The sequence below is a fragment of the Streptomyces nigrescens genome, assembly GCF_027626975.1.
GTDB classification, from domain to species: domain Bacteria; phylum Actinomycetota; class Actinomycetes; order Streptomycetales; family Streptomycetaceae; genus Streptomyces; species Streptomyces nigrescens.
This window is the reverse complement of record NZ_CP114203.1, coordinates 346,097-365,885: the sequence shown is the minus strand read 5'-3', so window position 1 is coordinate 365,885 and position 19,789 is coordinate 346,097. Positions and strand designations below refer to the sequence as shown.

The following is a 19,789-nucleotide window of genomic DNA, read 5'->3' as shown; positions in this document are numbered from 1 at the left end:
CCGGTTCTAGCCTGAGCATATGAACCCAAGGAAACCGCATGTGGATTGGGACAGTCTTTTCGGCGGCGACTACGACTATTTCGACCTCCCCGATCTGACTCCGGAACTCAGCGAGAAAGAAGCGTCGAGTATGGTCGAACTCGGCGGATTCGAGCCGGGAATGGATCTCCTTGACGCACCCTGCGGGCACGGCCGCCACGCCAACGTGCTGGCCTCCCGGGGCTATCGGGTGGTCGGCATCGACCGCGACGAGCGCTTCCTCGCAATGGCCCGAAATGAAGCCGAGAAAACGGGGGCCCAGGTCGATTACCGGCACGTCGACCTGCGTGAGATGTCCTTCGCCGCCGAATTCGACGCGGCCGTCTCCTGGTACAGTTCCTTCGGCTACTTCGACGATGACACCGACCGGGACATTCTGCGGCGCTATCGCCGCGCACTTCGCCCCGGCGGTCGGTTCCTGCTCGATATGCATTCCCCCTACCGGCACATTCCGAGCGTGCTGGCCAATCACGACATGCACGTCGACATCCTGCGCCGCGGGCAGGACATGGCCATCGACATCCAGGAGCTGGACGCCGAGGCCAGCCGCTACTACGCGGAAAAGACCACTATTCGCGACAACAAGGTGGAACGCGCCCGCTACAGCGTCCGCATGTTCACCGCCCCCGAGATCAGCGAGTGGTTCCGCTCCGCCGGGTTCTCCCACACCCGGGTCATGGACGAGACCGGCGCAACTTTCACCGTCAGCAGCCGCCGCCTGGTGGTGCTCGGCACCGCCTGAGTCGCCCGCGCGTCCCCCCGGACCCGACCGCTCCCAAGACAGCCACCGTGACCACCCTCTGCGAAAGAGGTTTCTGTGGACGCCAACTCCGTCCGTCCCAAGGCTCCGATCGACCGGTTGCACACCTCCGACGCCGACCTCGACATCGACTCTCTCCGCGCCTTCTACACCGCCCACCGGTGCGCCCAGATGCCGCAGGTCGCCGATGTCACCGCACTCAAGGAGGCGGCCCTGTCGGCCTACCGGCAGCTGAGCGACGAGCCCGTGCTCGACGCTCAGGAGCACGCGGCCGGCGACGGTTCACTCGGCTACGGCTTCCGACTGCTGCGCATCGACGCCAAATCCGACTCACCCGCCCACGCCGAACGCGTCACCACCGTCTTCCGCGACCACGGGCTGCTCGACTGGGCCGAACATGCGGCACGTCACCTGCTGCCCGTGGTCGAGGCCATCACCGGCCGCCAACTGCACTACGAGCGGGTGTTCCTGCTGGCCTACCGCGAAGGCGATTACATCGGCCCGCACGGCGCCGAGGAGGACACCGACCTCAACCGCTTCAACCTCCAGTTCCCGCTGTGCTACGACGCCGTCGGCGCCATGCGCATCCTGCGCCAGGGCTACCTGGAGCCGCTCTACGACCGCGACGGCGACGCCCGGCTGCTCGGCCCACGCATGTGGCACGAAGTACCGCCACTGCTCCGGCTGCCCGACGGTCCGGACCCCTTGCGCCTGGTCGTCTCGCTGCGGCTGATGGCGCATCGGTGACCGGCACCACGACCGGCCGCGAACGCGCGGCGCACGCTGCACAGACCGCCGCCGTGGCCGCCGAGATCTTCCGGCGCCACGGCGTGGACTTCGCGAGCGCCCGCCGCGCGGCCGGCTGGACCAACGCCACCTGGCTGGGCGGCGGACTCGCCGTACGCGTCGCGGGCTCAACCGCCGCCCAGGACCTGGTGCGCGAGACCCGGCTGGGGCGGCTGCTGCCCCCTGAGGTGGGCTATCCGACGGTGCTGGACTCCGGCACGACCCGTGGCTGCGAATGGGTGGTCACCCAGGAGATCCCCGCGACCAGCCTGGACGAGGCCTGGCCCACACTCGATGGCGACCAGCGCGTGACCGCGACCCGGCAACTGTGGGAGCGGGCCCGGGCGGTGCACCGCGTCGACCCGGCCTCCGCCGCGCCCGTGGCCCGCACCCGCAACCCCTTCTACGCGCAGTCCCCCGACGAGGCCGAGGACGGCCTGCTGCGGCTGCACACGGCCGGGGTGCTCACCGACACCGAACACGAACGGCTGAGCGCCGCACTCGACCGCCACTGGGCGGCCCTGTCCGACGCCGACCCAGTGCTCAACCACGGCGATCTCTCCCCGGTCAACGCACTGTGGGACGGCACTGACGTGGTGTCCCTGCTGGACTTCGAGTTCGCGGTCCTCGCGCCCGTGCAACTGGACCTGAATGAACTGGTCAAAATGGCCTACGCGCCCGTGCAGGCAGACGCGCAGCCGACCGCCGAGGAGCACGCCGACCGGACACTGCTGCAGGAGGCGGTGGCTGATCTGGCCCGCCCGCTGCTGAGCACTGACGCCGACATCGACCTGCTCACCGGCTACTCGATCCAGCTGGAGACCTGGGGCCTGGAGCGCGAGCTGGCCAAACCCGGCAGTCAGGCGTACCCCCAATGGGAGCCCTACCGGATGCTCGTCGCCTGGGCGCACACGGACGGCGGCTGCTACGCCCCCCTGCTGGAGCGCTGAGCCGAGGCCGTCACCGGCCCCGCGGGGAGAGAGGACTTGCGATGATTAGAACGCTGTTCGTGGACGCCGGCGGTGTGCTCTACAACAACATCAACGAAGAGACGGACTTCCTTGAACGGGTTGCCGATCGCTACGGCGCAAACCGGGCGGAAATCGCCCGGCGCGTCGAGGCATCGGCGCCCGAATACGAGAGCGGCCGGCGTCATGTGCACCAAGTGCTCGCACGGCTCGTCGCGGACGGACACAGACCCCCGGCCGACACACCTACAGAAACACGCTGGCTGGACCACGCCTACCTGGGCAGCGTCCGCCCGTACCACGACAGCTTCCGTGCCCTGCGCGAACTACGCCAGGAGCGGCCGGAGGTGACGGTGGTCCTCACCAACAACGAGGCCGAGCACTGGGACCGCCTGAAGGACGAGACCTACGGACACTTCGCACTGTTCGACATGCTGTACTCGTCCTGGCGCGTGGGACGCGTGAAACCGGCACTGTCGTTCTTCACCGCGGCACTGCACGGGTGCCGTGCTACGGCCGCCGAGACGCTGCTCATCGACGACCGTGCCACGGTGCTGCGAGTGGGGGCCGAACTGGGGATGCACACCCTGCATGTGTCCACCCCGGAGGTCTTTGCCCACCGGCTCGGCCGGACGGTGCGGGGCGACGTGCTGCCGTCCATGCCGTGACGTCCGTCAGCGGGCGACCTCCCGGACGTTGTCCATGACCTTCCTGAACGCCCGGGCGATGTCGTCGATGGCGTCGAGCGGGGCCAGGAGCACCTCGTGACCGAAGCTCACCACGCTCCCGTAGATGCGCTTGGCCACCGGGAGGTCGAACCGCGACGGGGCCACCCTCTCCAGGAAGCGCGCATCGGTGGCGAACCGCCGGCGCGAGGCAGGCCGGTGCAGCGGATTGTCGTTCAGCGGCCGATGGGTCTGCGTCACCGCGAAGCCCAACTCGGCGGTGAGCGCGCGGGCGATCCGGTCCACCGGTGCCACGGCCAGCACCTCGTCGGGCAGCCGCACCATGTAGCGGTAGTAGCTACGGTCGGTGGTCCCCGGGGAGGTCTCCTGCACCGTCATCCCTATTTCGCCGAGCCGGTCGGAGAGATGGTCCGCGGCCCGCACCCGGCGCGCGTTCTGCCCGTCGAGCAGGGCCAGCTGGTCCAGCAGCACCGCCGCATGGAACTCCGACAGACAGGCGTTGCTGCCCATCAGCTGACCGGTCTCCTCCAGCTCCATCTCGCCCACGTCCACCGGATCGCGGCGCACCACCCGCCCGTCCGCGCGCAGATGCTCCGCGCGCATTGCGATGTCCGCGTCGTCGGTCACCAGCGCACCGCCCTCGCCGCACGTCAGCAACTTGCTGCCCTGCATGCTGAAGACCCCGGCAGTGCCGAACGCACCCACCGGCCAGTTGCCGTAACTGGCGCCGTGTGCGTGCGCGCAGTCCTCGATCAGCGGCAGACCGTGCCGCTGGGCGATGTCCAGCAGCGAGTCCAGGTCGGCGACGGCAGAGTAGGCGTGCACCACGGTGATGGCCTGGGTCCGCTCGGTGATCGCCGCCTCCACGGCCGCCGGGTTCAGGCAGTACGTGTCCGGGTCGATGTCCACCAGCACCGGTACGGCGTTGATGCCGAGCACGGCCGACGCGGACGCCACCCAGCTCAGCCCGGGCACGATCACCTCGTCCCCGGCACCGACCCCGCACGCCTCCAGCGCGATGGCCAGCGAGGCGGTTCCCGTCGCCATCGGCACGCACATCGCGGAACGGCAGTAGTCTGCGAATGCGGCCGCGAATTGGCGCTCGTAGGACTGCCGCCCCTGATAGGCGCAGCTAATCGTCCAACGGCCGCTCATCAATACGTCTTCGAGGCTTTTCAGCGCACGCTCGCCCGGCTGCGGCCAGCGCGGCCACTCGCGGTCGGACAGGCGCGGTCCACCGGAGATCGCCAGTGAATTTCTCATGATTGCCCTCGCTTTCGAGAATGCGACGGATGAAGTCGGAATTTACGCACCTCCGTCAGCCGTACGCCACAGTCCCGACGACGCACGGACCATGAACACCTGAGGCGTTCGACCGAGGAACGCACGCAGTCGAACAGATGAGTACGCTGCAGCGAACCGGCCGCCTGGAAAACAGGTCGCCTCTTCGCGGCCAGAGGCGGGAAAACATCAGGCGAGGAGTCAGAGATGTCCGGCCACCCCCCACCGAAACACGACGCGGCCCGACCACGGACCAGCGGGCCGGGCCCCTCCCGACCCGTCCCGGCCCACGCCCGGATCGTGATCGTCGGCGGCGGGCTCGCCGGCGTCGAACTCGCCGCCGCGCTGGCCGGCCACGGCGCCCAGGACGTGCTGCTGCTGGAGGCGGGTCCCGGCCAGGACCTGGCGCACATCCATATGACGCACCCTCAGAAAACTGCCACCGAAATCGTCTTCGCCCCGGAGCGCGACCCGCACTTCCACCGGCCCTGGCGGTCCCAGACGCCCCCGCACTACACCGGTATCTCCGGGCTGCGCCGCCGGCTGGGCGGCCGGTCCCTGTACTGGCACGGGGTGATACTCCCGCTGGAGGACTGGGCGCTGCACCCGCCCGGGTGGCCTGCCGAGGTCGTCGCCGACCTGACCACCGGCGTCGCCGGCAAGCCCTCCTGGTACGACCGGGTCACCGCCGACCTGACCGCCTGGAGCGGCGGCACGCTGTGGGACCCCGCCCAGCCCGCACGAACCGCCCTCGGAGGCCACGAGTTCCGCCCGTTGCCCCGCGCCTGCCGACGCCTGCCCGGCGACCGCTGGGAGGCGTACACCGCGCTGGACGCCTGGCGCGGGCCCGCCGGCCGGCCCGTCCCGCCGCCCGGCGTCCAGGTGCACTGCGACAGCGAGGTGCTCGCCGTGGACGTGCACGACGGACGAGCCCGCGGGGTCCTGGCACGCACCGCCTACGGCACCCTGACGACGATCGCCGCTGACACCGTGGTGCTGTGCGCAGGCACCGTGGAGAGCACCCGGCTGGCCGTGCATGCCCTCACTGAGGCGGGCGCCCTGCCCCAACCCCGACTCGGAGGCCTCGCCGACCACATCGTGCAGGGCTTTGTGGCCCGGCTACCCGCCGACCGCCTGCCCGCACCCGGCTCGTACCACTTGCCCACCGACCCGGCGCTGCGCTCCTACCTGCGGATGGACATCCACGACGACGGGCCCGGCCGGGCACTGCTGGACGTGCGGGTCACCGGCGAGCAACTCCCCAACGATCACAGCGCGGTGGAGTGCCGGCCGTCCGGCGAACTGCCCTGGCAGGCCCGCATCCACACCGAACTGCTCCCAGAGGACCGCCAGATGATCAGCGGACAGCGCGACCTGCTGCGCGACTTCTGGGCGGTGGCCGCCGCCGAACTGGGAGTACCCGCCACCCCTCTGGAGTTCACCGACTTCGGCGACGCCGACCGCGACAACACCCGGGTGCTGCCCGACCGCACCCGCCGCCAGTCGGCCGGCCGGCCCGAGACCTGGACGAGCCTGCTCGGCACCGAGGACCACGAGGGCGGCAGCCTGCCGCTCGGCCGGCTGCTCGATGCGCGCCACGCCTTCACCGCGCTGCCCGGTCTCTACGCCGCGGGCCCGGCCGTCTTTCCCCGCCTGGGCGCAGCCAACCCGTCCCTGACCGCCATCGCGCTGTCCCGCCGGCTTGCCGCACTCCTGGCCGAAGCCTGACGCCGGCGCTGCGCACAGCAGCATCCTCGGGTGCACCCGGGCCCGCATGTCCGAGGCCCCGGCGCCCCATGAGCCCACCGCGCCACACCCAGGGAGGAACCACAGTGCCGGGACCGGGATACCGCTTCTTCGGCGACGAGGAGCGCGCCAATGTCATGGCTGTGCTCGACCGCTGGTACGCCCACCGAGAGGCATTCGACGACCCCGGCGAGGGGGAGTGGGTCCGCCGCTTCGAGCGAGCGGCGGCCGAACGCTTCGGCGCCGCCCACTGCCTCGGCGTCAACAGCGGCACCTCCGCGCTGGTCGCGGCCCTCGTGGGACTCGGCATCGGACCGGGGGACGAGGTCATCGTGCCCGGCTACATGTTCGTCGCCTCGATCGCGGCAGTACTGCACTGCGGTGCCGATGTGGTGCTCGCCGAGGTCGACGAGTCCCTCACCCTGGACCCGGCCGACGTACGGGCCAGGATCACCCCCCGCACCCGGGCGATCATGCCCGTGCACATGCTGGGCGCACCCGCCGACATGACGGCGCTGCGCGACCTCGCCGACAAGCACGGACTGCAACTGCTGGAAGACTGCGCGCAAAGCGCCGGCGGCAGTTACCGGGGCCGGCCGCTCGGCACCCTGGGCAGCGCCGGTGCATTCTCCCTCAACCACTACAAGGTGATCACCTCGCTGCAGGGCGGGTTCCTGCTCAGCGACGCCCCGCTGGTCTTCCAGCGGGCCTACTCCTTCCACGACCAGGGCTGGTTCCCTTACCGCCAGGACCGCGGTGAGGGCGACCTGCTGCTCGGTATGAACCTGGGCCTCGGCGAACTGCACGCCGCCGTGGCGCTCGCGCAGCTCAACAAGCTCGATCTGATCCTCGGCCGCATCCGCGATGTCAAACGCCGGCTGGTCGAGGCGATCGGCGAATTGCCCGGGGTGCGCGGCAGGACCCTGCACGACCCTGCGGGGGAGTGCGGCACCGTCGCCGTGTACGTCTTCGAGGACGCCGGGCACGCCCAGGAGGTCGCCGACCGGCTCGGAACCCGAACCCTCCTCGACTCGCCGACGCACTACTACGCCGGGCTGCCGGCACTCACCGCATTCGGCCGCGGCGACCGCTCCACCGTGCCGTTCCGCGCCCCGGGCGGGCGCCCCACGCATCCCTTCGAACCCGGCGCGCTGCCCCGTACCGACAGCGTCCTCGCCCGCTCCCTCGCCCTCGCCACCGGCGTCTCCGACGGCTACCTCGGCCCCGGAACCGGCGTCCACGCCGACTCCTCGAACGCCGAGATCGACCACGCCGCCGACACCTTCCGCCGCGCGGTCAAGGGCGAGGCGCTTCCCTGAGACACCGTCAGGCACGCCAGCCGTCCGCACGACCGGCACGGCGGCATCCCGGCAGAAACTGCCGGGCACCCGAAACACCGGGCAGGACGACCGCCCCGTGGACGGTACGCCCACGACCCGGCGGGGGCGCACTCCGGTGGTGCCGGCCTGGCACCGGCACCACCCAAGCCGTCACGCACCCGCATCATGCAGCAGCCCGGTCAGTTCGTCCGCGACCCCGTCCGCCGCGTACACCAGCCAGCGCCCGTCCAGCCGGCTGCCCCCTCGCAGGTCGTCAACCCGACCACCGGCCTCCCGCACCAGCAGGGCGCCCGGCGCCCGGTCCCAGACATGGCCGCCCTCGTCGACCACCGCGTCGGCACGGCCCTCCAGCAGATCGGCGACCAGGCACACCGAGGACTCGATCCAGCGCATCCGGTCGCGCACCGGCTCGACGGGGGAGTCCGGCATCAGGAAGCCACCCACCCGGGCCGTCCGCAGCGGCACGCCCGCCTCCGGTATGCGTAGCGCACGCGCCGCCGACAGCGGACCGCCGCCGGTGGACGCGAACGCGCCCCCACCCCGAACCGCCCACCACTTGGCACCCTCGGTGGGCCGGCTCAGCACGGCGGCCCGCAGCTCCCCATCGACCTCCAGGGCCACATGGGTACCCCACCCGCGCTCTCCGGCCAGGAAGGGGATCGTGCCGTCGATAGGATCCAGGATCCAACGGCGCCGGGACACGGTCCCGAGCGCGCCGCTCTCCTCGCTCAGCACCGCGTCCCCGGGCCGTTCCGCCGCCAGTACCGCCAACATGGCTTTCTCCACGGCGAGATCTGCCTCGCTGACCGGGCTTCCGTCGCTCTTGCGCCGCGTGGTCGGCTGCCGTCCAAAGAATCCCAGCGCCAATTCGCCAGCCATTTCCGCCAGTCGGTGCGCGAGGCGCACATCACTGTCATCAGCCATCAGCCCACCATATCCGTGGGCCGTTGCCCGGCGGTTGTCCCGCATGTGCCCGGCAGTCAGTTGAACGCCTTTCCGAGAAAAGCCTCATGGTCGTCCACGGTGTTAGTCTCTGGCATGCTCTTGGAGAATACGTTGGTGGAACGCCGGAGCCTTCTCCGGCTTGTCGAGGAAAACTTCCAGAATTTCTTCCCGAGCGGCCGAGAATTGCCCGAGCTGGAGTTCTTCCCACTCGGCGAGGACAGCTGGTCATACCGCTGCGGACCGCTGTGGATCAGCATCCGCCGCGACCTGGACGGCCATTTCCCCGGGGCGTACGAAGTGCCGCTGCTGCTGCGCGAGAGCGGGAAGGAGTTCGTCCTGGCCCCGCTCGCCGGGCACGACGGACGGGTGGTCCACCGGATCGCGGACTTCCCCGTCGTGACGTTCCCCTACATCGAGCGTGCCACCGCCTCCTCCGCACCCCCCACCCCCGGCCAGCTCGACCTGCTGATACGTCAGTTGCATGAGGTGCACACATTTGAACCGCCCGCCTCCCGGCCAGTCGAGCTGCCTACCGAGGACTTCCGGTTCCCCTTCGACAACGACCTCGACAAGGCGCTGCAGGCCGCGCTGAACGGCGCCGCCGCCCAGTGCGGACCCTACGGCGGCTTGCTGGCCGACCTGGTGGCCCGGCGGTGGGGTCACCTCACCGCGCTGCGCGAGGAGGCCGCCCGGGTGGCCGACCGGTGCACCGCGCGGTGGCGTGGTGAACGCCCCGCGCTGACACATGGCGACCCCAGCTTGACCAACGTCCTGTTCGGACAGGGCGTGGACATCATCGACTGGGGCGGGGCAATGTGGGCCCCGCCGGAGCGCGACTGGGCCGCCCTGACCCGGGTGTTCGGCACCGCCCCCCAGGGCCGCCCGGCGTTCCTGCGGTTCTACGAACTCCGCTGGACGCTCGCTGAGGTCGCCGAGTACGCCACCCGGTTCACCGGCCCCCACACCGGAGACGCCGACGACGATGCCATGTGGGGCCGGCTGGCGCGCTACCTCCCGCAGGCCTGAACCCGCCTACCCCGCGGCACCCTTCCCGTGACCACCTCGTACCGAAAGGTCAGCCGTGAGCCTGGTCAGCGTCCACAACGTAAGGGACCCGTACTCCACCCTCGTCCTGGATCGGGATGAGCCAGCTGGTTCTCCGGCCGGGCCCGGTCCTCGAGGACCGACGACGACAGCTGATGCGGGTGCCGGCGCGGCGCGGCGTGGTCGTGCTGCCGCTGCGGCTGACCCGCTCCCGGATGCTCGCGGGCGCTTCCACGGCATCACCCCGTCATCCGCAGGACCGGAGCCTGGAGTCCTACCGCTTCTGAGCTCGACGGTCCCGCCGTCCCCACGTCGTCGGTGGCCGTGGAGCCCCGCAGCCACCGACGATGCCGACACGCATCGACTGAACCATGGTGAGAGGAGGCGCAAATGCGTCCGCTCAGTGTGAAGGGCGCCTGGCTGTCGGAAACCCGTGCGTTCGCCGACGACCGGGGCGAGTTCCAGGAGCTGTACAGCGGCCGGTCGCTGAGCGCTGCGCTCGGCTACGAACCCGGGGTCGCCCAGGTCAACCGGTCCGTCTCGCGGCAAGGAGTGCTGCGGGGGGTGCACTTCGCCCAGGTCCCGCCCGGCCAGGCCAAGTACGTCACCTGTCTCAGCGGCGCCGTGCTGGACGTGGTGGTGGACATCCGGACCGGCTCGCCCACGTACCGCTCCTGGGAGGCCGTCCGACTCGACGACCCGCACCGCAGCCTGTACGTCGAGGCGGGGCTCGGTCACTCCTTCATGGCCCTCACCGACGACGCCGTCGTCGTCTACCTCACCTCGCAGGGCTACGCCTCCGGGCGGGAGCACGGGGTGCACCCGCTCGACCCGGACCTCGCCATCGCCTGGCCCGAGCACATCGAGCCGGTGCTCTCCAAGAAGGACCAACAGGCCCCGGGCATCAAGGAGATGGAGCGGCGTGGCCTGCTGCCGTCCTACGACGAATGCGCCGCCTTCCACCGCTTCCTGCGCGAGCGGCACATGGTCTGAGCACCCGGCGAAACGGCCCACCGTGGACTCTCACGGTGGGCCTCTGTATGCGTGGTCCTGGTACAGGTGGTGTTCCCCGGCACACGGGCCGGCAGGTCACCGCAGCCGGGGCACCGGACGGCCGACGGCCTCACAGAGTGTGGGGAACGCCTCCGCCAGGGCGGTGTGCCAGTTCCGCAACGGCTCGAGCCCCGCCTCCCGCCAGCGGGGCTGGTCCAGCACGCTGTACCCGGGCCGGGTGGCCGGCCTGGCCAGCGCCAGGCTGGTGGTGGGCCGGACCCGGCCGGGGTCGGCGCCCAGCAGCCGGAACGTCTCCCGGGCCAGCGTGTACCAGGTGGTGCCGCCCGTGTTGGTCGCGTGGTAGATCCCGGCCGGCGCCGTTCCTGCCAGCGCCGCCGAGCCCAGCGCCGCCAACCGGTCGGCGAGGTCTGCGGTCCATGTCGGCTGGCCGTGCTGGTCGTCCACGACCGGCACGGTGTCCTGCTCGGCCTCGAGCCGGATCATCGTGGCCACGAAGTTGGGCCCGCCCGCCCCGTACAACCACGCCGTGCGGACCACGTAACCGGCCTCCGGAAGGATGTCCAGCACCGCCCGCTCCCCGGCCCGCTTGGTGCAGCCGTACACCGTGCGCGGACCGGTGGGGTCGTCTTCCCGGTACGGCCGCCCGGCTGACCCGGCGAACACGTAGTCGGTCGACAACTGGAGAAGTACGGCGCCCAGGGCTCGGCATGCCTGCGCCAGATGACGCGGCCCGTCGCCGTTGACCGCCATGGCCCGGGACGGCTCCGACTCTGCCGCGTCGACCGCGGTCCACGCCGCGCAATTGACCACCACCGCCGGCCGGTGGCGCGCCAGGGCGGACCGCACGGCCGCGTCGTTCGTGAGGTCCAGGGCGCCGCGGCCGAGTGCGGTCACCGCGGCTCCCCGACGGACCAGCAGGGAGGTGAGCTCGCGCCCCAGCATGCCGGACGCACCGGTGACGAGCCAACGCGGGCGAGGGTACGGGGACATGGTGTCGGTCTCCGAGGGTGCGTGCCGGGCGTCGGGCGGCGGACGGGACGGGGACGCTCCGTTCAGGCGGGCAGCGAGCCGGCCGTGAGCAGCGGTTCCCACCAGGAGCGGTGCGCGCGGTACCAGGCGACGGTGGCGGCCAGCCCGTCGGCCAGGCCGGTGGTCGGCACGAAGTCCAGCTCCCGTTGGATCCGGGTGGAGTCCACCGAGTAACGCCGGTCGTGTCCCTTGCGGTCCTCGACCTGCTCCACGCTGCTCCAGTCGGCACCGCACGCTTCCAGCAGCAGTCCCACCAACTCCTTGTTGCTCAGAGCGGCGCCCCCTCCGATGTTGTACACACGACCGGTCCGGCCGCGGGTGCGGACCGCCTCGATGCCCCGTACATGGTCGTCGACATGCAGCCATTCCCGCACGTGCAGTCCGTCCCCGTACAGCGGTACCCGGTGCCCGTCCATCAGCAGGGTGATGAACCGGGGGATGAGCTTCTCCGGGAACTGGTGCGGACCGTAGTTGTTGGAGCAGCGGGTCACCCGCACGTCGAGTCCGTGGCTGACGTGGTGGGCCAGAGAGAGCAGCTCGGCCGATGCCTTGGACGCGGAGTAGGGGCTGCTGGGCCGTAGCGGTTCGTCCTCGGTCCACGAGCCGTGCTCGATGGACCCGTAGACCTCGTCGGTCGACACCTGGACGAAGGGCGCCACCCCGTGCCGCCGAGCCGCGTCCAGCAGGGTCTGGGTGCCGTGCACATTGGTCTGCACAAAGGCGGAGGCGTCGAGCAGTGAGCGGTCCACATGGGACTCGGCGGCGAAGTGCACGACCTGGTCCTGGTCGGCCATCACCCGGTCAACCACAGCCGCGTCGCAGATGTCGCCCTGGACGAACCGGAACCGGGGGTGGTCGCGCACGACGGACAGATTGGCCGGGTTGCCCGCGTAGGTCAGGGCGTCAAGGACGGTCACCACCACGTCGGGCGGCCCGTCGGGGCCCAGCAAGGCGCGGACGTAGCGGGAACCGATGAAACCGGCCCCTCCGGTGACGAGCAGGTGTGTGGTCATGGCAACGGGCTCCGCTTTCCGGTCGGAACGGGTCGGGGAACAGACAGGCGCTGTGGACGGGGCGACGGACGCAGGCGAGGCGGCTGGGGCAGGACGGTCCGGGGCGAGGGACATCATGAGGAGATCTGCGCTTTGCTGTGGTCGCCGAGCACCAGCCGATGGGCGTACGGCACCGGCGGCGCGGATGTCACCCGCACGTGCCGGCCGATGAGCGACGCTTCGATACGCCGCACCCCGCAGATCGAGGCGCCGCGCAGCACGATGGAGAACTCGACCTCGCTGTCCTCGACGAGGCACTCCTCGGCGATGGAGGTGAACGGCCCCACGTAGGAGCCGGTCACGACCGCGCCCGCACCGATCACCGCGGGGCCCACCACACGGGAGTTGCGCACCTCGGCGCCCTCCTCGATCCGGACCCGGCCGATCAGGTCGCTGTGCTCGTCCACCAGGCCGTCGCAGCGCGGCTCGACGGTCTCCAGCACGAGTCGGTTCACCTCCAGCATGTCGGCCACATTGCCGGTGTCCTTCCAATAGCCGGTGATCCGTGTGGAGCTCACGTCCCGACCGGCGTCGATCAGCCACTGCACCGCGTCGGTGATCTCCAGCTCCCCACGCCAGGAAGGCTTGACGGCCCGCACGGCCTCGTGGATCGCGGGGGAGAAGAGGTACACCCCGACCAGGGCGAGGTCGCTCTTTGGGTGGGTGGGCTTCTCCTCCAGCCCGCGCACCCGGCCCGACGCGCCCAGTTCGGCAACGCCGAAGGACCGGGGGTCGGACACATGGGTGAGCAGCAGGTGCGCGTCCGGTCGGACGGCGCGGAACTCCCGTATGGGGCCCTCGATGCCGCCCACCACGAAGTTGTCGCCGAGATACATGATGAAGTCGTCCTCGCCCAGAAAATCGCGGGCGACCAGCACGGCGTGTGCGAGTCCCAGTGGTTTCGGCTGCGGGATGTAGCTCACGTCGAGACCGAATTTCGAGCCGTCCCCAACGGCCTCGCTGATTTCGCCGAAAGTATCGCCGACGACGATACCGACATCGGTGATGCCGGCTGCGGCTATCGCCTCCAGTCCATAGAACAGGACGGGTTTGTTGGCGACCGGGACCAGTTGCTTTGCGGACGTGTGCGTGATGGGCCTGAGGCGAGTGCCCGCGCCGCCTGCTAATACAAGCGCTTTCATGTCGTTCTCCCTGGTGGTCTCGGAAACACGAGGCGTCGGGCTGCCGGGGAAGGATGGCCGCGCCGCAGGCCGGCGGTGGAAGTCATCCGGCCGGTGTGTGGCGCGTTCCCGCCGCGCGGTCGATCCGTTCGTTTATGAAGGGTGAGGCCTCGACGGTCGATTGATTGTCCGCAGTGGCCGGAAAGGGGCGCCGATGGGCGCAGCCGGCTTCACGGCCTCGCCCGGCACGGCCTCTCCTGCCGTTCCGCCCCCGTGTCGGCGGCGCAGAACCGGACACCCATTCTGTTTTTAGGATCGCTTTTCAGCCGCTTTACTTAAGCGTTCATGGATGCTAAGCATATGACAGGTGAAAATGTTAAGGAACCGCTCTGTGCTGCCATGAATGTCTGATGACCGAAGGGTAGGTAATGGAGCCCAATTTAGGTAATAGTCCCGTTAAAGCCCTCGAGCGGCCAATGGAGTGCCCGGGAGGATCGGACGAGGGCAACTTGAAATTGTCGGACGTGATCATGGTGCCGATCGGTTCGCTGCTGCCATCAGATTCCCCACGAAGCACCGGTGAGGACGCCGAGCACATCCGTACTCTCGCGGAATCCGAAGCAGAACTTCCACCCATTGTGGTGATGTCTTCCACGAAGCGCGTCATCGACGGCATGCACAGGCTGCGAGCCACCGAACTCCGCGGTGCCACCGAGATCGCGGTCCGGTACTTCGAGGGCGAGGAGAAGGAGGCATTCGTCTTCGCGGTGAAATCCAACATCACCCACGGCCTGCCGCTCTCCCTCGACGACCGCAAGGCCGCGGCGACCCGTGTCCTCGACAGTCATCCGCTCTGGTCCGACCGGGCCATCGGACTGGCAACCGGACTCTCGGCGAAGACGGTCAGAACCCTGCGGTCCTGTTCGACTGCTGGGCATCCGCAGTCGAACGTGCGCATCGGCCGCGACGGGCGGGCCCGGCCCCTGGACCCCACCGAGGGGCGAAAGCTGGCAGGACGTCTGATCCAGGAGAACCCCTCGGCATCGCTGCGCCAGATCGCCGCACAGGCCGGGGTGTCCCTGAGTACCGCCTCCGACGTCCGCAAGCGGCTGCGTCACGGCGAGAGCCCGCTGCCTGAACGCGGCCGCGAGCAGGGGCAGCCGATGGCCGCCCAACAATCACGGGTCCGTGCCGACCGGGCCGAGGTGAACGGGCCGTCACGCGCCATGATGCTGCGTCACCTCAGCCGCGACCCGTCCGTGCGGCTCACCGAGGACGGCCGGGTGCTGCTGCGCTGGCTCAACGTGGTGGCCGTGCGCAGCCAGGAATGGGACCGGCTGCTGGGCAATGTGCCACCGCACCGTGTCCAGGTCATCGCTGAACTCGCCCGCGGCTGCGCCGAGATCTGGCAGCGGGTGGCAGAGCAACTGGGACAGGCTGACGCCGACGAGATGGACGGTCAGGCCCTGCACGACGCCGACAAGCCACCGCACCATGCCGCTCTGCGATCGGGCCTGAGGCGTGCCGTCGATGTCCCGGCCGCGCGGCCGGACGAGCGGACCCTGCACGAGCTCGGCAAGGCCGCCCGACCCTGGTAAGGCCGCCCGGCCTCGCCGGCCGGGCCCGTTCGGGTCCCGGCGGCCGGTCGCGGCGGGAAACTCCACTCCATGAAGGAAAACCCCATGAGTCCGTCGGAAAGAATCGACGTCCCCGAGGCCCTGGCCCGGTCGTACACGAGGAATGGTGGTGAAGAGGAACAGGCCTGGATCGCCGGGCTGCCCGCACTGGTCACGGAGTTCCTCGACCGCTGGGAACTGACGCGGGACGGCGGTATCAGCTCCGGTGAGGCCTCGCTCGTGGTGCCGGTGCTGCGCGTGGACGGCACCCGGGCCGTGCTCAAGCTCCAAAGGCCCCGGGAGGAGACAACCGCCGCGCTGATCGGGCTTCGCACCTGGAACGGGAACGGCATGGTGCGGCTGCTCGATCATGACCCGGTGAGCAGCACCATGCTGCTGGAACGCCTGGACGGGGCGCGCACCCTGGCGTCCGTCGAGGACGACGACGTGGCCATGCGCATCCTGGCCGAGCTGTTGGCCCGGCTGCACTCCGTCCCGGTGCCCGGGGGGCTGCGCGGCCTCGGTGACATCGCGGGCGACATGCTGAAGGAGGTGCCGCAGGCCGTCACCTCGTTGACGGCCCCGACCGACCGGCAGCGTCTGCACAGGTGGGCGTCGGCCGTCGACGAGCTGGCCGGTGAGCCCGGTGACCGGATGCTGCACTGGGACCTGCACTACGACAACGTGCTGGCCGCGGAGCGCGAACCGTGGCTGGCCATTGACCCCGAACCACTGGTCGGTGACCCGGGTTTCGACCTGTGGCCCGCCCTGGACACCGGCTGGGAGCAGATTGCCGCGACCGGTGACGCCCTGCGGGTGGTCCGGCGGCGCTTCGATCTGCTGACCGAGGCGCTGGAGCTGGACCGTGGGCGCGCGACCGGCTGGACCTTGGGCCGGCTGCTGCAGAACACACTCTGGGACATCGAGGACGGGCGGACCACGATCGACCCGTCCCAGATCGCTGTGGCTGACGCGCTGTTGGAGCGCTGACGCATGGCACATACCCCCTGCAGAGCCGCCCCGTACGGCCCGTCCGAGGGCGTTCGACTGTCCACCGCACGCAGTCGAACGGTTCTGACACCGTCCCCGGCGCCGTAATCCTCCAGGGCAGCCGGCGACCGGCGTGAAAGCGCTGGTGGCGCGGTTGACCGCGACGACAGACGGTGCGGGGAGCGAGGCAGCGCTGCTAGCCTTCAGCGGGTCCGGGGAACAGGGAACGACGAAGCACCGAAGATCCCGTCCCGTACCTCCACCGTCCGGCCGGGACTCCGGCGGCCCGGGACGACACAGGTCCGCAGCGTCGAACCGGAGATCCGTGCAGTGCGCCGGTCCAGGACCGGCGCCCTTGCAGCCCACTGGCGTCGTCCTGCCGTTCCTGTCCCTTGTGTGGTCCAGGCCGTCGGATTCCAGTGAGCGCACCGGGATCCGCCGCGCCGCACCGAGCACCCGTCCGGTACGCCCGGTGCTCGGTGCCCGCACCGCCCCGTCGTACACCGCGAGCCTGCCGAGTGCCTTCGCGGCGGACGGCACATCCGGCCCCGTACCCGTCGTGCCCGCGTGCAGCGGCGGACGTGTCCGCCGCTGCACGCACCGAGCCGGGCGACAGGCGTCACGGCCGGCCCGCTGTAGCGCCCCTTCCGTCGATGTCACGGCCTACTCACATAAGGAGAACCATGAGCCTTGTCAACGTGCACAACGAATGGGACCCGCTGGAGGAGATCATCATCGGCACAGCCGTGGGTGCCCGGGTACCCACCGCCGACCGCAGCGTCTTCGCCGTGGAGTACGCGGGGGATTACGACAGCCAGGACCAGATACCCTCCGGCGCCTACCCCGACCGGGTGGTCAAGGAGACCGAGGAGGAACTCCACGTACTGGCGGAGGAGCTGACCAAGCTCGGGGTCACGGTCCGCCGGCCCCGGGCCCGCGACAACGCAGCCCTGATCAAGACCCCGGACTGGGAGACGGACGGGTTCCACGATTACTGCCCGCGCGACGGTCTGCTGGCCATCGGACAGACCATCATCGAGACCCCGATGGCGTTGCGAGCCCGCTCCCTTGAGTCGCTCGCCTACAAGGACATCCTGCGGGAGTACTTCGACAGCGGCTCCCGCTGGCTGGCCGCGCCCAAGCCGCAACTGGCCGACGCCTCCTACGCCCCGCACGCCCCGGCGGGTGAGCGACTGACCGACATGGAGCCGGTCTTCGACGCCGCCAACATCCTGCGCTTCGGCACCGACCTGCTGTACCTGGTATCCGACAGCGGCAACGAACTCGGCGCCAAGTGGCTGCAGTCGGCGGTCGGCGACACCTACACCGTGCACCCGTGCCGCAGGCTGTACGCCTCCACCCACGTGGACTCCACCATCGTGCCGCTGCGGCCCGGCCTCGTACTGATCAACCCCTCGCGGGTGAACGACCGGAACATGCCCGACTTCCTGCGTTCGTGGAAGACCATCACCTGCCCCGAGTTGGTGGACATCGGCTTCACCGGCGACAAGCCGCACTGCTCGGTGTGGATCGGCATGAACCTGCTGGTGGTCCGGCCCGACCTGGCCGTGGTGGACCGCCGGCAGACCGAGCTGATCAAGCTGCTGGAGAAGCACGGGATGAACGTGCTGCCGCTCCAGCTGACCCACTCGCGCACCCTCGGCGGCGGCTTCCACTGCGCCACGCTCGATGTCCGGCGCACCGGCACCCTGCAGACCTACCAGTTCTGACGGGCCTCGCCGCGCGACAGCCTGCAGCCGCCGCGCAGTCCCGTCCAAGTCCACAACCATTACGGGAGGTTGTCCATCGTGATAGGTTACGGCGTTTGCGTCGGCCCGAGCACATTGTTCGAGCGCTCGTGTCTGCCGGGTATCGAGCGCGTCCGGACACCGGGCAGCCCGGTGTTCACCATGCGCAATCAGCGTTCGCTGTTCTCGGCGTACAACGCCATGTTCGACCAGGCGGCCGCCAACTCCGACATCACCGGCCTCGTGATGCTTCACGACGACGTCGAGCTGCGGAAGAACCCGGCCGAAGTGGCACAGGCGGTGTTCGAGGACGACTCCGTGGGCATGCTCGGCTCGGTCGGCGGCTCCGACACCGTGTCGCTGGCCTGGTGGAACGAGAAGGAGACCAGGCGCGGCCGGGTCACCGACTACGACAAGGTGCACGACTACGGCTCGGACCGCTACGAGGTACACGCCGTGGACGACGTCATCCTGTGTGTGAACCGCTGGACCATCGAGAACATCCGCTTCCCCGAGGGGCACTACCGCGGCTTCGAGGGGCTCGGCGTCATCCTCGCCACCCTGGTGCGCGCCGCCGGCAAACGCGTGCTGGTCCAGGACCTGCAGGACGTCATGCACCACAACGACGGCCGCGGCTTCAACGGTCTGAAGGACTGGCGCCACAACGAACTGCGCTGGCAGCGCGAGTACTTCGACCTCAGCCCGCTGGAGCGACTGGGCAACCATCTGGAGCGCCTCACCATCCCCACCGTCCCGCTGCGGCTCGCCGCCCGACGGCTGGCGATGCGCGCAGCCGGCCGGAGCCACCAGGTCAGCGACGGGGAGACGGGCGACCCGGTGATCGACGAGCTGGTCGGCGGCTGGTATCGGCGGTGCAAGCGCCTGCGTGGCCGCATGCTGGTGTGAGGAGACACATGACGACATACACACGGCTGCGCTATGACGTGGCCAAGTTCCCCCTCGCCGACCTCGTGCGCGAGGTGATGGACGTGGACGACCTGGAGGGTCTGGCAGCCAGCGAGTGGCTCGCCACCCGGGAGACCGATCAGAGCACGCCCTATCACAAGCGGTTCTACGACAACGTCGACGTCATCTCGCCCGCGTACCGCACGCTGGTACGGCACCTGCTCGGCGACACGGCCGACGACGTCTACCTCCAGCGCATCCCCACTTTCCGGGTGCACCTGCGTAACTCCGTCGCCGTGGGCTCCTGGCACCGTGACCGTGACTTCGGGCACGACTCCGCCGAGGTCAACTACTGGGTCCCGCTCACCCGGGCATTCGGCAACAACACGTTGTGGATCGACAAGGAGCCGGTGCACGCCGAGTACGGCGAGGTCATCGTGTTCGACGGCGCGAACTCCTGGCACGGAAACGTCGTCAACGACACCGAGATCAGCCGGGTCAGCATCGACTTCCGGACCCTGCCACGGGCCGCCTACCGGCCCAACGACAGGAAGTCGGTGTCCTACGGACTGCCCTTCCTGCTCGGCGAGTACTGGGACACCGTCTGAATCCCGGCCGGCGCCCGCGCCACGACGGGCGGCGCGGCGCGACCGCCCCGCCGCCCGCGTGCCGGCACCCGGCCCACCAGGCCCGCGCGACTGCACACCCGAAAGCACGC

19 protein-coding genes are annotated in these 19,789 nt (G+C 69.9%); 14 read left to right on the top strand and 5 right to left on the bottom strand.

The window, feature by feature from the left end; all coding sequences use genetic code 11:
- Positions 1-40 precede the first annotated feature (40 nt).
- The 4 genes from STRNI_RS01730 to STRNI_RS01715 all read left to right on the top strand — a co-directional run bounded on the left by STRNI_RS01730 (position 41) and on the right by STRNI_RS01715 (position 3,221).
- Positions 41-781: a class I SAM-dependent methyltransferase gene (locus STRNI_RS01730; protein ID WP_018093219.1), complete on the top strand. Its 741-nt coding sequence runs from the start codon at positions 41-43 to the stop codon at positions 779-781.
- Between the two features lie 75 nt (positions 782-856).
- Positions 857-1,546: a hypothetical protein gene (locus STRNI_RS01725; protein WP_018093218.1), complete on the top strand. Its 690-nt coding sequence runs from the start codon at positions 857-859 to the stop codon at positions 1,544-1,546.
- Positions 1,543-2,535 carry a phosphotransferase family protein gene (locus STRNI_RS01720; RefSeq protein WP_277410351.1) on the top strand — a complete coding sequence of 331 codons (993 nt, stop codon included), beginning with the start codon at positions 1,543-1,545 and terminating at the stop codon, positions 2,533-2,535. The genes STRNI_RS01725 and STRNI_RS01720 overlap by 4 nt, the downstream gene beginning before the upstream one ends.
- 41 nt (positions 2,536-2,576) lie before the next feature.
- Complete coding sequence (locus STRNI_RS01715) at positions 2,577-3,221, top strand: HAD family hydrolase (protein ID WP_159483610.1); 645 nt, start codon at positions 2,577-2,579, stop codon at positions 3,219-3,221.
- Between the two features lie 6 nt (positions 3,222-3,227).
- On the opposite strand, the gene STRNI_RS01710 is transcribed toward STRNI_RS01715, so the two are convergent.
- Positions 3,228-4,502 (bottom strand): DegT/DnrJ/EryC1/StrS aminotransferase family protein, encoded by a 1,275-nt coding sequence (locus STRNI_RS01710; protein ID WP_026170282.1) that lies wholly within the window; start codon positions 4,500-4,502, stop codon positions 3,228-3,230.
- A 225-nt stretch (positions 4,503-4,727) separates the two neighbouring features.
- Here STRNI_RS01710 and STRNI_RS01705 point away from each other — a divergent pair, with 225 nt between their 5' ends.
- Positions 4,728-6,248: a GMC family oxidoreductase gene (locus STRNI_RS01705; protein ID WP_277410350.1), complete on the top strand. Its 1,521-nt coding sequence runs from the start codon at positions 4,728-4,730 to the stop codon at positions 6,246-6,248.
- Between the two features lie 104 nt (positions 6,249-6,352).
- Positions 6,353-7,585 carry a DegT/DnrJ/EryC1/StrS aminotransferase family protein gene (locus STRNI_RS01700; RefSeq protein WP_159483606.1) on the top strand — a complete coding sequence of 411 codons (1,233 nt, stop codon included), beginning with the start codon at positions 6,353-6,355 and terminating at the stop codon, positions 7,583-7,585.
- 171 nt (positions 7,586-7,756) lie between these two features.
- On the opposite strand, the gene STRNI_RS01695 is transcribed toward STRNI_RS01700, so the two are convergent.
- Positions 7,757-8,533 carry an inositol monophosphatase family protein gene (locus STRNI_RS01695; protein WP_159488672.1) on the bottom strand — a complete coding sequence of 259 codons (777 nt, stop codon included), beginning with the start codon at positions 8,531-8,533 and terminating at the stop codon, positions 7,757-7,759.
- 132 nt (positions 8,534-8,665) lie between these two features.
- Here STRNI_RS01695 and STRNI_RS01690 point away from each other — a divergent pair, with 132 nt between their 5' ends.
- From STRNI_RS01690 to STRNI_RS01680, 3 genes are all read left to right on the top strand, one after another.
- On the top strand, positions 8,666-9,577 hold the full coding sequence (locus STRNI_RS01690) for a phosphotransferase (protein ID WP_229838483.1): 912 nt from the start codon (positions 8,666-8,668) through the stop codon (positions 9,575-9,577).
- Positions 9,578-9,693: 116 nt separating this feature from the next.
- Positions 9,694-9,882 carry a hypothetical protein gene (locus STRNI_RS01685; RefSeq protein ID WP_018093210.1) on the top strand — a complete coding sequence of 63 codons (189 nt, stop codon included), beginning with the start codon at positions 9,694-9,696 and terminating at the stop codon, positions 9,880-9,882.
- A 103-nt stretch (positions 9,883-9,985) separates the two neighbouring features.
- Complete coding sequence (locus STRNI_RS01680) at positions 9,986-10,588, top strand: dTDP-4-dehydrorhamnose 3,5-epimerase family protein (protein WP_277410349.1); 603 nt, start codon at positions 9,986-9,988, stop codon at positions 10,586-10,588.
- Positions 10,589-10,684: 96 nt separating this feature from the next.
- On the opposite strand, the gene rfbD is transcribed toward STRNI_RS01680, so the two are convergent.
- From rfbD to STRNI_RS01665, 3 genes are all read right to left on the bottom strand, one after another.
- Positions 10,685-11,599 carry a dTDP-4-dehydrorhamnose reductase gene (rfbD, locus tag STRNI_RS01675; RefSeq protein ID WP_026170279.1) on the bottom strand — a complete coding sequence of 305 codons (915 nt, stop codon included), beginning with the start codon at positions 11,597-11,599 and terminating at the stop codon, positions 10,685-10,687.
- A 62-nt stretch (positions 11,600-11,661) separates the two neighbouring features.
- The gene (gene rfbB, locus STRNI_RS01670) at positions 11,662-12,651 is read right to left on the bottom strand and encodes a dTDP-glucose 4,6-dehydratase (protein WP_277410348.1); all 990 of its coding nucleotides are present in this window, start codon (positions 12,649-12,651) and stop codon (positions 11,662-11,664) included.
- Between the two features lie 113 nt (positions 12,652-12,764).
- Positions 12,765-13,832, bottom strand: a complete 1,068-nt coding sequence (locus STRNI_RS01665) for a glucose-1-phosphate thymidylyltransferase (RefSeq protein WP_018093206.1) — start codon at positions 13,830-13,832, stop codon at positions 12,765-12,767.
- Between the two features lie 407 nt (positions 13,833-14,239).
- Here STRNI_RS01665 and STRNI_RS01660 point away from each other — a divergent pair, with 407 nt between their 5' ends.
- From STRNI_RS01660 to STRNI_RS01640, 5 genes are all read left to right on the top strand, one after another.
- Positions 14,240-15,409, top strand: a complete 1,170-nt coding sequence (locus STRNI_RS01660) for a ParB/RepB/Spo0J family partition protein (RefSeq protein ID WP_078518826.1) — start codon at positions 14,240-14,242, stop codon at positions 15,407-15,409.
- A gap of 84 nt (positions 15,410-15,493) precedes the next feature.
- Positions 15,494-16,417, top strand: a complete 924-nt coding sequence (locus tag STRNI_RS01655) for an APH(6)-I family aminoglycoside O-phosphotransferase (protein WP_277410347.1) — start codon at positions 15,494-15,496, stop codon at positions 16,415-16,417.
- A 683-nt stretch (positions 16,418-17,100) separates the two neighbouring features.
- A complete protein-coding gene (locus tag STRNI_RS01650; RefSeq protein ID WP_018093203.1) occupies positions 17,101-18,147 on the top strand; it encodes an inosamine-phosphate amidinotransferase in 1,047 nt (348 codons plus the stop codon).
- A gap of 78 nt (positions 18,148-18,225) precedes the next feature.
- Positions 18,226-19,071: a glycosyltransferase gene (locus tag STRNI_RS01645; RefSeq protein WP_026170278.1), complete on the top strand. Its 846-nt coding sequence runs from the start codon at positions 18,226-18,228 to the stop codon at positions 19,069-19,071.
- Positions 19,072-19,079: 8 nt separating this feature from the next.
- Positions 19,080-19,679 (top strand): streptomycin biosynthesis protein strG, encoded by a 600-nt coding sequence (locus tag STRNI_RS01640; RefSeq protein ID WP_018093201.1) that lies wholly within the window; start codon positions 19,080-19,082, stop codon positions 19,677-19,679.
- Positions 19,680-19,789 lie beyond the last annotated feature (110 nt).